The sequence below is a fragment of the Burkholderia sp. JPY481 genome (assembly GCF_038900515.1).
GTDB classification, from domain to species: Bacteria; Pseudomonadota; Gammaproteobacteria; order Burkholderiales; family Burkholderiaceae; genus Paraburkholderia; species Paraburkholderia youngii.
Genome location: NZ_JAYMRT010000005.1, coordinates 230,684 through 244,122, shown reverse-complemented (window position 1 = coordinate 244,122; position 13,439 = coordinate 230,684). Strand labels below are relative to the sequence as shown.

Genomic DNA, 13,439 nt, shown 5'->3' with positions numbered 1-13,439 from the left:
ACCAGGCAGCACCTGGCGGAAATCCGCCGTCAAACAGGCGGCGAGCTTCCGACCAGGAGCGGGTGCTACGCGCGTCGCCGGTGGCGCAGCGACGCGTGGGCATGAATGTGTCATAGCTGCACTTTAAGAAAGAAGTGAGATGACCACGTATTCCAACGAAGCGGTACTTGAAGCGCTGCGGCGAGCGCAATATCGCCAGGTGCCTTGGGCCAGAAGGCCGGGTGTCTTCCAATATCTTCGCGCGCTGGGACTGATGGACACCGTTCGTCAGCGAACCGTAGCCCCGGCGCCGGGCTTTCATGCCCCCGTCGACATCGCCGTGCTCACCGAACGCGGCAAAGCGGAGTTTGCGCGGCTCGAGCACGACGAGCGTCTGCTCACATGGACAGCGCAACGCATGAACGATTACGTTCTCGGCGCGGCTGAAACGCAGTCCGCAGCGACAGCCGAAGTCAGGCCTTAGTTCAAGGTTCATCGCTTATCTGAATCACTGTCCGCCCGGGCCTGTCACCCCCACGGCGGGCGGTCTCTACTGTCGGCCGGTCGCTATGCGCGTCCGCGGGCGACTCTCGGCTTCCCCATCGACCATGCGGCGACGCGTTCAGCGCCGGCCGTTGCCGTTGCGCGCCTTGCATGCCATCAACGCCACGGTGGCGAAAAAAAGCCCGTATCACGAAGATACGGGCATACCGGAATTACTACTGCCACGCTGTGCTAATGGCGTTGAGTCAGACCGGTGCCGCGTCCGGTGGTTCCCCGATCGTGCATACGCAATGCGAAAGACTCGTACCGCGTCGCACGACGCGCCACCCACGCGGCGACACATGACATCAACGCCGTCGCTGCTCCTCGCGCGGCGCATCAGGCCGTGCCCGGACATTGCTGGCGATATCGCCACGCAGATCGCCTCGCGGCGTCGGCGGCGTGAAGTCGCGATTGTGGGCCTCGCTTTGCTGCCACGCTTCCAGCGTAGCCTGACGGTCCGGGCGCCAGTTCCACCCTTGCGGGCGTTGTTGCGCAAATGCTGGCGCGGCCATCGATGAAATCACAATGCCGCACAACAGCAGTGACATTGGTTTCATTCCGAAATCCCCCTCAACCTCGAGCCCATCGTCTCAAGGCCTGTTTGCATAGGTATTAAGTTATGCCGGGGGAAGAAAGGGTGCTGTAATTAATAGTAAATGGATGTTTCACCCGGAGCTATCGGACAGTTTGCAAGTCTGAGGCCGCGCGCACGGAGCACTGTGGCGGCCGTGCGGATGGCGCTCCGAAAGCGGGCGCGAAACCGAGGGGCAGCGTCCCGCGGCGACCGTCAAATGCTCGCGGGTCGCGGCGTGCACACAATCGTGAATAAGGCGGCTGGATAAAAACCGGGCGCCCGCAGGCGCCCGGTGACAATGTAGTTTCGCGTCAGGCCATCTTGACCGGCGCGCGCCACGATTCCGGATTGGTCCAGAACGCGCCGCGCATACGGTCGCGGCTCGGCGGTGCCGGCGGTTTCGCGGCCGTTGCGCCGATCCTGCCGCGCAACGAGATTTCGCGGCCGCTGGTGCCAAGCCGCTTCACAATTTCAGCGAGCGTGCCATCGGCCTGCCACTCGTCGAAACGCCGGCGGCAAGTCGGCGGGGACGGATAGCGGCCCGGCAGCTTGGACCAGCCTTCGCCCGTCGACAACACCCAAAGTACGGCGTTGACCACCGCCCGAGCTTCCACGCGCGGTCGACCGCGCCGTTCGCTGCGCGTCGGCTCGGCACAGAACAAAGCCTCGACCAGCGCCCACTCGTTATCTCTCAAATCGTCGAACAGCATCATGTATCACCTCAGCGAAGCTAACTCCGGTGCGCTGCCCCGCGCCGCGCACTCTTCATACACTCGATAGGCGAGTGCCAAAGGGGACGGGCTTGCCACGGATTGCCGTTTCAGTCGGAAATCATGGCGCCGACCCTGCGCGTCTCACAACGCACGAAGTGTGCCAATTTGATATCGATTGCCTGAAAACCCCGTGGCGGCGGGCCAACGCGGGCGCCAACCAGGGCCGTATATGAATCCAAAAAACCCACCTCGCAAATCGGGACAATCACCAATCTTGTGCAGATGAGCCCGGCCAGCGGGCGTTCGCGCCTTTTTGCTGCATTGCGGCGGCCGGTGTGACGGGCGCTGTGCCGCATGGATTTAACCTACAATGCGCATTAAATTGCGTTATTGATGAGGTCAGCAAATGAATGTGACGCTGCGACAGCTCAGGGTTTTCATTGAGGTGGCGCGCTTGCAAAGCTTCAGCCGGGCCGGCGATGAAATCGGCCTCACACAGTCGGCGGTCAGTCGGTGCGTGCGCGAGCTCGAAGGCGAAATCGGCCTGAAGCTCATCGATCGGACGACGCGCGAAGTGCAACTAACCGACGTTGGCGGCAACCTTGTGTCGAGCGTGTCGCGGCTGCTGTCGGATCTCGACGACGCGTTGCGCGAGATCCGCGAAATCGGCGAGCAGCGCCGCGGACGCGTGGTGGTCGCGGCGAGCCCGACCGTCGCGTGCCGGCTGATGCCGCGCGTGGTCGCATCGTGCGGGCAGCAGTTTCCCTATGTGACGCTTGGTCTGCGCGACGACGTGCAAAGCGACGTGGTGCGCAAGGTGAAGTCGGGTGAAGTGGACTTCGGCGTGATCATCGGTCCGTTCTCCGACGACGATCTGCTCAGCGAGACGCTGATGACCGACTCGTTCTGCATCGTGTCGCGTGACGATCACCGGCTCGCCGCGCGCAAACAGGTGACGTGGAAGGACCTCGACGGCGAGCAACTCGTGATGCTCGACTATGCGTCCGGCAGCCGCCCGCTGATCGACGCCGTGATGCAGGCGCAGGGCGTGAACGCCACCGTGGTGCAGGAACTCGGCCATTCGGCGACAGTGTTCGGGCTCGTCGAGGCGGGCGTCGGGATCAGCGTGCTGCCGTGGCTCGCGCTGCCGCTGCCGGCGGGGGCGTCTCTGGTCGCGCGTCCGCTGGTGCCGCGCGCGGAGCGCCGCGTCGAGCTGGTGCGGCGGCGCGACCGGTCGCTGTCGCCCGCGGCCGAGGCGGTGTGGAATCTGATCAGGCAGCTGCCGGGGCGGGCCGAGGAGTTGAATTAACGGGCGGGATGGTGTGCGGTCTGTCCCACCAGGCGTGGCCCGCCGCCCACCCGGCACCTGCTTCGCCGCTGTCCGATTACCCGGCGCGCTAAACTACCGCCGTCATCGCGCACGCCTTCGCGTTGCGCCCAGAGCCTCTTATCTTTCACCCTCCCGGAACCCTCGATGAGCGAATTGGACCTGCCCGTGCCCTCCATCCCGAATGCGCGCGACGCCGTGCGCGCGCTGCGTCCATCACAAATCCGAGAGGTCGCGAACGCCGGTTTCGGCGTGGACGACGTGCTGCCGTTCTGGTTCGGCGAGTCCGACCGCGTCACTCCCGCATTCATCCGCGACGCCGCGAGTGCAGCGCTCGCCGCCGGCGCGACGTTTTACACGCACAACCTCGGCATCGCGCCGTTGCGCGCGGCGCTCGCGGGCTACGTCAGCGAGCTGCACGGCGCAACGTCGCCCGAGCACATCGCGATCACGAGCGCGGGCGTCAACGCGCTGATGCTCGCCGCGCAACTGGTGGTCGGCGCTGGTGACCGGGTCGTCGCGGTGACACCGCTATGGCCGAATCTGGTCGAGATTCCGAAGATTCTCGGCGCGCATGTCGAAACCGTCGCGCTTGGCTACGGCGGACACGGCTGGGAGCTCGACGTCGGGCAATTGCTTGCCGCGCTGACGCCTGCCACGAAGATGCTGATGATCAACTCGCCGAACAATCCGACCGGCTGGGTGATGAATCGCGACGACCAGCGTACCGTGCTCGAACACTGCCGGCGGCACGGTATCTGGATCGTCGCGGACGAGGTCTACGAGCGGCTCTACTATCCCGGCGACGACGCCGCGCAGGCGGCCGGCGCGCGCACCGCGCCTTCGTTTCTCGATCTCACGACGCGCGACGAACGCGTGATCTGCGTGAATTCGTTCTCGAAAGCCTGGCTGATGACCGGGTGGCGGCTCGGCTGGATCGTCGCGCCGACCGCGTTGATGGACGATCTCGCGAAGCTGGTCGAGTACAACACGTCGTGCGCGCCGTCGTTCGTGCAACAGGCGGGCATCGCGGCGCTCGAGCAGGGCGAGCGCTTTACGCAGGAACTGGTGCGCGACCTGAGGACGTCGCGTGATCATCTGGTGCGCACGCTGTCGGCAGTCCCGGGCGTCGATGTGAAGGCTCCGCTGGGCGCGATGTATCTGTTCTTCGCGATGCCGGGCTCGACGCGCAGTCTCGATTTGTGCAAGGCGATGGTGCGTGAGGTCGGGCTCGGCGTGGCGCCTGGCAGCGCGTTCGGGCCGCAAGGCGAGGGGTTCGTGCGCTGGTGCTATGCGTGCGATACGGCGCGGCTAGATGCGGGCGTAGAACGCTTGACGCGCTTTCTGGCGCGCCACGCCGGCGCGTGAGCGCATGGTGTCGCGTGTCCGCCGCGCAGCGTCCTGGCGCGCCGCAAGCGGCGAAAGGCCGCGAATCGTGGATATCTTCTCAGTGGCGACTCGGTCCCCGCGAGCACGGGTACACCGGTCGGCGCCGAAGCAGAAGATGCACGGCAGATCGCGGCTTTACGCCCCGGTCGTTTTTGCGTAATATGGCGCTCAGTTCACGCGAATCCTTTCAGGAATATCGCCGCTCCGTCCGGCTGGGTCTGGCTCGATAAGTCTGTTCGCCACCCCCCGGTGCGTGCTCCCATCAATATGACCGATCAGAATCGGGCGAGCGCGTCTTCAGTTCCACATCGTCTGTTTGATCCGGTTCTTTGACCACAGGGTCTGACCTAGCTGCATGAATACCCAAGAGGCGAAGATCGTCCTCGAGACTGCCTTGATCTGCGCGCAGGAGCCGTTAAAGCTCGGCGAATTGCGCAAGCTCTTTGCCGACGGCGTGTCGGCAGACACTGTTCGGACTTTGCTCGAAGACCTGAAGCGGGACTGGTCTGGGCGCGGTGTGGAGTTGGTCGGGCTGGCGTCGGGCTGGCGGTTTCAAAGCAAGCCCGCGATGCGTTCGTATCTGGATCGACTGCATCCGGAAAAACCGCCGAAATATTCGCGCGCGGTGCTCGAAACGCTCGCGATCATTGCCTACCGGCAACCGGTGACGCGGGGCGACATCGAAGAAATTCGCGGTGTGACGGTGAATACGCAGGTCGTCAAGCAACTTGAGGATCGCGGCTGGATCGAGGTGATCGGTCATCGCGACGTGCCGGGGCGTCCGGCGCTGTATGCGACCACGCGTCAGTTCCTCGACGACCTTGGCCTAACGGCGCTCGACGAATTGCCGCCGCTGGCCGATCCGTCCGCGCAACTGAACGCGGATCTGCTAGGTCAGCACGCAATCGAATTTGCCGAGGGCGATGCGCAAAGCGTGCAGCAGCCAGATCAGGATGCGGAGCGCGACACGGAGAGTGACGCGGACGAACCGGAAGCGGCGGAGCAGTCGGCGTCCGGATTTGCAGCAGCACCGCCCGAGACCATAGCCGAGTCGACGTCCAAGCCGGAGCCCCATGCGGAAGCGACCGGGCAGTCCGGCACGACGAATGCGTCAAGTGCATCAGACGCGTCGAGCGCGCCGCACGACACGCAACAACAGCCGGAACCGGCACCTACGGCAACGCAGACCAGCGTCGCCGGTTCGGCACAGAATCACGATCCGGTCACCCCGACCGATCCGGCAACACCCGCGCACGACTCGGGCGTAGCTCGCAATACGGAGCACGCCGCCGAGCCGAACCCGATCGAGGCGGCGCGCGACGATCCAGAGGATCGCCGCGATGCCGCGCAGGACGCAGGTTTTCTGACCGACGACGAAACCGAGTCGCGCAGCGCCTGACGTAACCGAACTTTTTTTGCCGCGCCCGCAACGGGCGCGCGCGACCTGACATTTTGAGGTTGTTTTGACACATACCCACGACACCGATTCGTCCGAATCCGAGCGCCCCGTGCCGTCGGCGCGGAGCGACGAACGCACTACGCAAGCGTCGGCAGGCGAGGGCGAGCGCCCGGCTCACGGCGCGGAAGCAGAGGGCGAAGAACGCCCCCGCCGCGGTCTGCGTCGCGGGCCGCGCAGCCTGATCGCGCGACGCCGCGCCGGCGCAAAGACTAAGGCGGCCGAGGGCGCGCCCGCGCAAGGCGCGCCGGTCGTCGCCGAAACGCCACCGGACGGCGAGGTCGTCGCCCAGGCGCGCGCACCGCGCAAGGACGCGGGCGCGAAACAGGGCGGGCGTCGCAATGCCGGCGGCGCGGCGAAGCGCGAGGGCGCGCCACGCGAAGGCCAGCGCGAACGTCAGCCGCGCGAAGGTCAACGTGAGGGCCAGCGCCAGAATCGACGCGGCGCCGATGCGGCCGTGGCCTCCGAATCGGCTCAGGACGATCTGTTCTCGTATGTGACATCGCCCGCATTCGACGCCGATAACACCACGACTGGCGGCGTACGCGCGCCGATGCTGCGCCGTGGCAAGGCAACGGGCCCGAAGCGCGTGCTGTCGCCCGATGACGACGCGCCGAAGCTGCATAAGGTGCTAGCCGAGGCGGGCATGGGCTCGCGCCGCGACATGGAAGAGCTGATCATCGCAGGCCGGGTGTCGGTGAACGGCGAGCCGGCGCACATCGGCCAGCGCATCATGCCGACCGACCAGGTTCGCATCAACGGCAAGCCGGTCAAGCGCAAGCTCGCCAGCAAGCCGCCGCGCGTGCTGCTGTACCACAAACCGACCGGCGAAATCGTCAGCCACGCGGACCCGGAAGGCCGCCCGTCGGTGTTCGACAAGCTGCCGCCGATGAAAACCGCCAAGTGGGTCGCGGTCGGCCGTCTCGACTTCAACACCGAAGGTCTGCTGATGCTGACCACCTCGGGCGATCTCGCGAACCGCTTCATGCATCCGCGTTACAGCGTCGAGCGCGAATATGCGGTGCGTGTCGTCGGCGAACTGGCCGAGGGTATGCGCCAGAAACTGCTGCATGGCGTCGAACTCGAGGACGGCCCGGCGAACTTCCTGCGCATCCGCGATGGCGGCGGCGAAGGCACTAATCACTGGTACCACGTCGCGCTCGCCGAAGGGCGGAATCGCGAAGTGCGCCGCATGTTCGAAGCGGCCGGCCTGATGGTCAGCCGGCTGATCCGCACTCGCCATGGCCCGATCTCGCTGCCGCGTGGTCTGAAGCGCGGCCGCTGGGAGGAGCTCGAGGATAATCAGGTGCGCGCGCTGATGGCCTCGGTCGGCCTGAAGGCGCCGGCCGAGGAACGCGGTAGCCGCAATGCGGCGCCGGAGCGTCGTCAGCCGGATCCGATGCAGACGTCGATGGGCTTCATCAACCGCGAGCCCGTGCTGATGTCGCATAGCCGCTTCGAGCAGCAGCCGCGCGGCCAGGGACGCCGCGGCGCGGCGGGCGGCGGCTTCGGCGCAGGCACGGGGAGCGGCGCTGGCTTTGGTGCCGGCGTAGGCAATCGTGGCCCCGGCGGGCAGCGCGGCCGCGATGTCGACGGCAATCGCGCGCCGTCGCCGAACGGCAATCGTGCACGCACGGGCGGCAAGCGTGCCGGCCCGGCCGGCAACAGCGCCGGCAATCGCGGGCCGGGTGGCAATCGTGGCGGCAACACCAACCGCGCCGGTGGGAACGCGGGTCCGGGCGGCGCAAATCGTGGTGGTGGCACGTCGCGCGGTCGCTCGCGGGGTCGTTAGGCGGCGCGCTGTACCGTTGAGCGGCCATAGCCTTCGGTGCGGTTCGTACGACCTGCAGGGCTAGGACCGCTTCAGACGGCTCGCTCAGCAAACGCGACGCACATCAATGCTGAACGCTTACCGGACGCGCCGTTTTTTGTTTTTGCCGATTCTATGCCGCCTCTCGTTTGCCTCGTTCGAGCGGCTTCCCGATGCGTCAAACCCCGCGCGAGACGGCATCGAATACCCAAAGGACGATTCACCGCAACGTGTTGGCGTGGCCCGTCCTGGCTCCCTTTCCGCACGGCTCGTGCGACCTTGCAAAAGCCCGGATTTGCCGCCACATGGTCGAAAGATTCCTATCAAATCAAGCGGAAATGCGGATCGCCCGTCGTTCTGCGGATTGCCTTTGGGCCGAAAAATGGCTACAATCGCGAAGTCGCTGGGCGTACGGTTTCATGTGCGGCTCAGGTGCGACCACCGGCAATAAGATGATGGGCGTTCAGCCCATTTTTTTTTGCCGCTCAGTTCATCGTGGTTCGGCATCTCGGGTTCGCACCAACGTGCGCCGGCTTGGCGCGCGGCCCGCATTGGTTGTTTGCAGAAGAGGCGAGGCTCGCTGCGCGAACATCTAAGAGGGCACTGTGCAACTGACGGAACTGATTGAAACCACGGTCGTGGGACTCGGCTACGAGCTCGTCGATCTCGAGCGCACCGGGCGCGGCATGTTGTGTATCTATATCGACCAGCCGGCCGGCATCGCAATCGAAGACTGCGAGAAAGTCACGCGTCAGCTCCAGCACGTTCTGACGGTCGAAAATATCGATTACGAGCGGCTCGAAGTTTCGTCGCCCGGTCTCGACCGCCCGCTGAAAAAACTGGCGGATTTTGAACGTTTCGCGGGCAGCGAAGCGGTTATCACACTGAAAAAGCCATTAGACGGTCGGAAATCGTACCGGGGTATTTTGCATGCCCCGCAGGGCGAGACGATCGGTCTCGAATTTGAAGGAAAAGAAGGCGCCGCGATGCTCGATTTCACGCTCGCGGACATGGACAAGGCGCGCCTTGTTCCGAAAGTTGACTTTAGGAGCCGCAAACAATGAGTCGCGAAGTGTTGATGCTGGTGGATGCGCTGGCACGCGAGAAGAATGTCGATAAGGACGTGGTATTTGCCGCGCTCGAAGCGGCTCTCGCTTCGGCCTCCAAGAAACTCTTCGAAGAAGATGCGGATATCCGCGTCCACATCGACCGTGAAAGCGGCGAGCACGAAACGTTTCGCCGCTGGAAAGTGGTGCCGGACGAAGCCGGTCTGCAGGAGCCGGATCAGGAAATCCTGCTGTTCGAGGCGCGCGAGCAGCAGCCCAACATCCAGCTCGACGAGTTCATCGAGGAGCCGGTGCCGTCGATCGAATTCGGCCGTATCGGCGCGCAGGCGGCCAAGCAGGTGATCCTGCAGAAGGTGCGCGATGCCGAGCGCGAGCAGATCCTGAACGACTTCCTCGAGCGCGGCGAACACATCATGACCGGCTCGGTGAAGCGCCTCGACAAGGGCAACTTCATCGTAGAGTCGGGCCGCGTCGAAGCGCTGCTGCGGCGTGACCAGCTGATCCCGAAGGAAAACCTCCGCGTGGGCGACCGCGTGCGCGCGTATATCGCAAAGGTCGACCGCACCGCGCGTGGTCCGCAGATCGAGCTGTCGCGTACGGCGCCGGAATTCCTGATGAAGCTGTTCGAGATGGAAGTGCCGGAAATCGAGCAGGGCTTGCTCGAGATCAAGGCGGCCGCACGCGATCCGGGCGTGCGCGCGAAGATCGGTGTAGTCGCTTATGACAAGCGCATCGATCCGATCGGCACCTGTGTCGGTATTCGCGGCTCGCGCGTGCAGGCCGTACGCAACGAGCTCGGTGGCGAAAACGTCGACATCGTGCTATGGTCGGAAGACCCCGCCCAGTTCGTGATCGGCGCGCTCGCGCCGGCAGCCGTGCAGTCGATCGTCGTCGATGAAGAAAAGCATTCGATGGACGTCGTCGTCGACGAGAACGAACTCGCGGTCGCGATCGGCCGCAGCGGCCAGAACGTGCGACTTGCCAGCGAGCTCACCGGCTGGCAGATCAACATCATGACGCCGGACGAATCTGCGCAGAAGCAGAATCAGGAGCGCGGCGTCCTGCGTGACCTGTTCATGGCGCGTCTCGATGTCGACGAGGAAGTCGCCGACATCCTGATCGACGAAGGCTTCACGAGCCTCGAAGAGATCGCCTACGTGCCGCTCAACGAAATGCTCGAAATCGAGGCATTCGACGAAGACACCGTTCACGAACTGCGCAACCGCTCGCGCGACGCGCTGTTGACGATGGCGATCGCGAACGAAGAAAAGGTCGAGAATGTAGCGCTCGACCTGAAGAGCCTGGACGGCATGGACGCCGACCTGCTCGCGAAACTGGCCGAACATCAGATCCAGACTCGCGACGAACTCGCCGAGCTGGCCGTGGATGAACTGGTCGAGATGACTGGGATGGGAGAGGATGCCGCTAAGGCGTTGATCATGAAAGCACGTGAACACTGGTTCCAGTGAGAAATGACCATGGCGCACTGAATTGAACGCGGCCGCGAGGCCGCATGACCCGATGCTAACCGCAAGGAATCGGTCCTTGCATTAAGAGGAATGAATGGCGAGTAACAACGTAGCCCAATTTGCCGCGGAACTGAAAATGCCTGCTGGCGTGCTGCTCGAGCAGCTGCAGGCAGCGGGCGTCCAGAAAGCGAGCGAAGACGACAACCTGTCCGAGGCGGACAAGGCGCGTCTGCTCGATCACTTGCGCAAGTCGCATGGCTCGAACGATGCCGACAAGCGCAAGATCACGCTGACGCGCCGGCATACGTCGGAGATCAAGCAGTCCGATGCGACGGGCAAAGCTCGCACCATTCAGGTCGAGGTGCGCAAGAAGCGCACGTTCGTCCGCCGCGACGAGACCGTCGCGGAAGGCGGGGATGCATCGAATCATGTGGCCGAAAACGCGGACGTCGAGGATCTCGAACTGCAGCGTCGTGAGGAAGAAGCACGTCACGAAGCGGAGCTGCTCGAAAAGCAGGCACAGGAGCTGAAGGCGCGTCAGGAACAGCTCGAGCGCGAAGAGGCCGAGCGTCAGGCGCGCGAGCAGGCTGCCGAAGCCGAACGTCAGCGCGCGGAAGAAGAAGCGAAGAAGCGGGCAGCGGCTGCGGCCGATGCGGCGGCTCGCGAGAAGGCTCAGCAGGCGGCAGCGCAAGCCGCTGCGCCGGTTGCCGCGAAGGCAAGCGAGCAGGACGACGAACGCGCGGCAGCGGAACGCGCCGCGCAACGTGAAGCTGCGAAGAAAGCGGAAGACGCTGCGCGCGTGGCTGCCGAAAAGGCGCGCGCCGAACAGGAAGAAATCGCCAAGCGCCGTGCGGCGGCCGAAGCCGAAGCGCGCGCGATTCGCGAAATGATGAACACACCGCGCAAGGCGCAGGTGAAGGCGCCGGAACCGGCACCGAAGCCCGTCGAGCCGGCCAAGGCTGCCGAAGCCAAAGGTACGCTGCACAAGCCGGCGCGTCCGGCTGGCGAAGCACCGGCTCGCCCCGCAGCCAGGAAGCCGGCGGCCGCGGCTCCGGCACCCGCAAGCGCACCGTCCGCGGGCGACAAGAAGAAGCCCGGCGCCGGCGGCAAGGGCGGCGGCAACTGGCAGGACGACGCAGCGAAGCGCCGCGGCATCAAGACGCGCGGCGATTCAAGCGGCGGCGTCGATCGCGGCTGGCGCGGCGGTCCGAAGGGTCGTGGCAAGCATCAGGAGCAGACCACCACGTTCCAGGCGCCGACCGAACCGATCGTGCGTGAAGTGCACGTGCCGGAGACCATCACGGTGGCGGATCTCGCACACAAGATGGCGGTGAAGGCTTCGGAAGTCATCAAGGTGATGATGAAGCTCGGCCAGATGGTCACGATTAACCAGATGCTGGACCAGGAAACGGCGATGATCATCGTCGAGGAACTGGGCCATCGTGCGCTCGCGGCGAAGCTGGACGATCCGGAAGCCATGCTGGTCGAAGGCGAAGCGAGCGATGCTGAAGCGCTGCCGCGTCCGCCGGTCGTTACCGTCATGGGTCACGTCGACCACGGCAAGACCTCGCTGCTCGACTACATCCGCCGCGCGAAGGTTGCGGCAGGCGAAGCGGGCGGCATTACGCAGCACATCGGCGCTTACCACGTCGAAACGCCGCGTGGCGTGATCACGTTCCTCGACACGCCGGGTCACGAAGCCTTTACGGCAATGCGTGCCCGCGGTGCGAAAGCAACGGACATCGTGATCCTGGTGGTGGCGGCCGACGACGGCGTGATGCCGCAGACGAAGGAAGCGATCTCCCACGCGAAGGCTGGCGGCGTGCCGCTCGTCGTCGCGATCAACAAGATCGACAAGCCGGAAGCGAATCCGGAGCGCGTGAAGCAGGAACTCGTCACGGAAGGCGTCGTGCCGGAAGAGTACGGCGGCGACTCGCCGTTCGTGCCGGTGTCGGCGAAGACTGGCGCGGGCATCGACGATCTGCTCGAAAACGTGCTGCTGCAGGCCGAAGTGCTGGAGTTGAAGGCACCGGTCGAATCGCCGGCCAAGGGGCTCGTGATCGAAGCGAAGCTCGATAAGGGTAAGGGTCCGGTCGCAACGATCCTCGTCCAGTCGGGTACGCTGAACCGCGGCGACGTCGTGCTGGCAGGCAGCGCCTACGGTCGCGTGCGCGCCATGCTCGACGAAACCGGCAAACCGACCAAGTCGGCTGGTCCGTCGATCCCGGTCGAAATTCAGGGTCTGTCGGAAGTGCCGCAGGCTGGCGAAGAAGTGATCGTGATGCCGGACGAGCGCAAGGCGCGTGAAGTTGCGCTGTTTCGTCAGGGCAAGTTCCGCGACGTCAAGCTCGCGAAGCAGCAGGCCGCGAAGCTCGAGACCATGCTCGAGCAGATGGGCGAAGGCGAAGTGCAGTACATGCCGCTCATCGTCAAGGCCGATGTGCAGGGTTCGCAGGAAGCACTGGTGCAGTCGCTGCAGAAGCTCTCCACCGACGAAGTGCGCGTGCAGATCGTGCATGGCGCGGTCGGCGGCATCAGCGAGTCGGACGTCAACCTCGCGACGGCGTCGAAGGCGGTCATCATCGGCTTCAACACCCGCGCGGATGCGCAAGCTCGCAAGCTCGCGGAAGCCAATGGCGTCGATATCCGCTACTACAACATCATCTACGACGCCGTGGATGACGTGAAGGCGGCGATGTCGGGCATGCTGGCGCCGGAGAAGCGCGAAGTCGTGACGGGCACGGTCGAAGTGCGCCAGGTCTTCAAGGTACCGAAGGTCGGCACGGTGGCCGGCTGTATGGTCACGGACGGTTTCGTCAAGCGCTCGTCGTCGGTGCGCGTGCTGCGCAACAACGTTGTCATCTTCACGGGCGAGCTCGATTCGCTCAAGCGCTTCAAGGACGATGTGAAGGAAGTCCGTCAGGGCTTCGAGTGCGGTATGTCGATCAGGAACTTCAACGATATCGTCGAAGGCGATCAGTTCGAAGTCTTCGAGGTCACCGAAGTCGCGCGTACGCTGTAATCCACGCGGCACGGCACAGCGGGCGGAACGGGCTTGACGCCCGCTCCGCCCGTTGTTTTTGAGCCCGCTGCGTCGGGTTTGTCGCTG

General features: G+C 64.7%; 10 protein-coding genes. 8 read left to right on the top strand and 2 right to left on the bottom strand.

All coding sequences use genetic code 11. From position 1 onward, the window contains the following. The first annotated feature begins 139 nt into the window (after nt 1-139). Nucleotides 140-463, top strand: coding sequence for a hypothetical protein (locus VSR82_RS15525; protein WP_176378009.1), 324 nt, complete (start codon nt 140-142; stop codon nt 461-463). A 367-nt stretch (nt 464-830) separates the two neighbouring features. On the opposite strand, the gene VSR82_RS15520 is transcribed toward VSR82_RS15525, so the two are convergent. Continuing rightward, nucleotides 831-1,082 carry a hypothetical protein gene (locus VSR82_RS15520; RefSeq protein WP_368582698.1) on the bottom strand — a complete coding sequence of 84 codons (252 nt, stop codon included), beginning with the start codon at nt 1,080-1,082 and terminating at the stop codon, nt 831-833. 328 nt (nt 1,083-1,410) lie between these two features. Then, nucleotides 1,411-1,812: a transposase gene (locus VSR82_RS15515; protein ID WP_368582699.1), complete on the bottom strand. Its 402-nt coding sequence runs from the start codon at nt 1,810-1,812 to the stop codon at nt 1,411-1,413. 406 nt (nt 1,813-2,218) lie between these two features. On the opposite strand from VSR82_RS15515, the gene VSR82_RS15510 reads away from it, so the two are divergent. The 7 genes from VSR82_RS15510 to infB all read left to right on the top strand — a co-directional run bounded on the left by VSR82_RS15510 (nt 2,219) and on the right by infB (nt 13,352). Continuing rightward, a complete protein-coding gene (locus VSR82_RS15510) occupies nt 2,219-3,121 on the top strand; it encodes a LysR family transcriptional regulator (RefSeq protein WP_013089149.1) in 903 nt (300 codons plus the stop codon). A 165-nt stretch (nt 3,122-3,286) separates the two neighbouring features. Then, entirely contained in the window at nt 3,287-4,507 is a 1,221-nt protein-coding gene (locus VSR82_RS15505; RefSeq protein ID WP_429459949.1) for a pyridoxal phosphate-dependent aminotransferase, read from the top strand. Nucleotides 4,508-4,883: 376 nt separating this feature from the next. Further along, entirely contained in the window at nt 4,884-5,927 is a 1,044-nt protein-coding gene (scpB, locus tag VSR82_RS15500; RefSeq protein ID WP_410848954.1) for an SMC-Scp complex subunit ScpB, read from the top strand. A 64-nt stretch (nt 5,928-5,991) separates the two neighbouring features. Beyond that, nucleotides 5,992-7,776 carry a 23S rRNA pseudouridine(2605) synthase RluB gene (gene rluB / locus VSR82_RS15495; protein WP_429459946.1) on the top strand — a complete coding sequence of 595 codons (1,785 nt, stop codon included), beginning with the start codon at nt 5,992-5,994 and terminating at the stop codon, nt 7,774-7,776. 623 nt (nt 7,777-8,399) lie between these two features. Next, complete coding sequence (gene rimP / locus VSR82_RS15490) at nt 8,400-8,858, top strand: ribosome maturation factor RimP (protein WP_006052964.1); 459 nt, start codon at nt 8,400-8,402, stop codon at nt 8,856-8,858. Beyond that, nucleotides 8,855-10,330, top strand: a complete 1,476-nt coding sequence (gene nusA, locus VSR82_RS15485; RefSeq protein ID WP_018432253.1) for a transcription termination factor NusA — start codon at nt 8,855-8,857, stop codon at nt 10,328-10,330. The genes rimP and nusA overlap by 4 nt, the downstream gene beginning before the upstream one ends. Before the next feature lie 94 nt (nt 10,331-10,424). Next, entirely contained in the window at nt 10,425-13,352 is a 2,928-nt protein-coding gene (infB, locus tag VSR82_RS15480; RefSeq protein WP_368582703.1) for a translation initiation factor IF-2, read from the top strand. Nucleotides 13,353-13,439: the final 87 nt, after the last annotated feature.

What these genes read in the sequence shown, in the direction of transcription:
- VSR82_RS15510 (WP_013089149.1), top strand. Translation starts at nt 2,219, where the DNA reads ATGAATGTGACGCTGCGACAGCTCAGGGTTTTCATTGAGGTGGCGCGC.
- scpB (WP_410848954.1), top strand. Translation starts at nt 4,884, where the DNA reads ATGAATACCCAAGAGGCGAAGATCGTCCTCGAGACTGCCTTGATCTGC.
- VSR82_RS15520 (WP_368582698.1), bottom strand. Translation starts at nt 1,082, where the DNA reads ATGAAACCAATGTCACTGCTGTTGTGCGGCATTGTGATTTCATCGATG.
- VSR82_RS15515 (WP_368582699.1), bottom strand. Translation starts at nt 1,812, where the DNA reads ATGATGCTGTTCGACGATTTGAGAGATAACGAGTGGGCGCTGGTCGAG.
- nusA (WP_018432253.1), top strand. Translation starts at nt 8,855, where the DNA reads ATGAGTCGCGAAGTGTTGATGCTGGTGGATGCGCTGGCACGCGAGAAG.
- VSR82_RS15525 (WP_176378009.1), top strand. Translation starts at nt 140, where the DNA reads ATGACCACGTATTCCAACGAAGCGGTACTTGAAGCGCTGCGGCGAGCG.
- infB (WP_368582703.1), top strand. Translation starts at nt 10,425, where the DNA reads ATGGCGAGTAACAACGTAGCCCAATTTGCCGCGGAACTGAAAATGCCT.
- VSR82_RS15505 (WP_429459949.1), top strand. Translation starts at nt 3,287, where the DNA reads ATGAGCGAATTGGACCTGCCCGTGCCCTCCATCCCGAATGCGCGCGAC.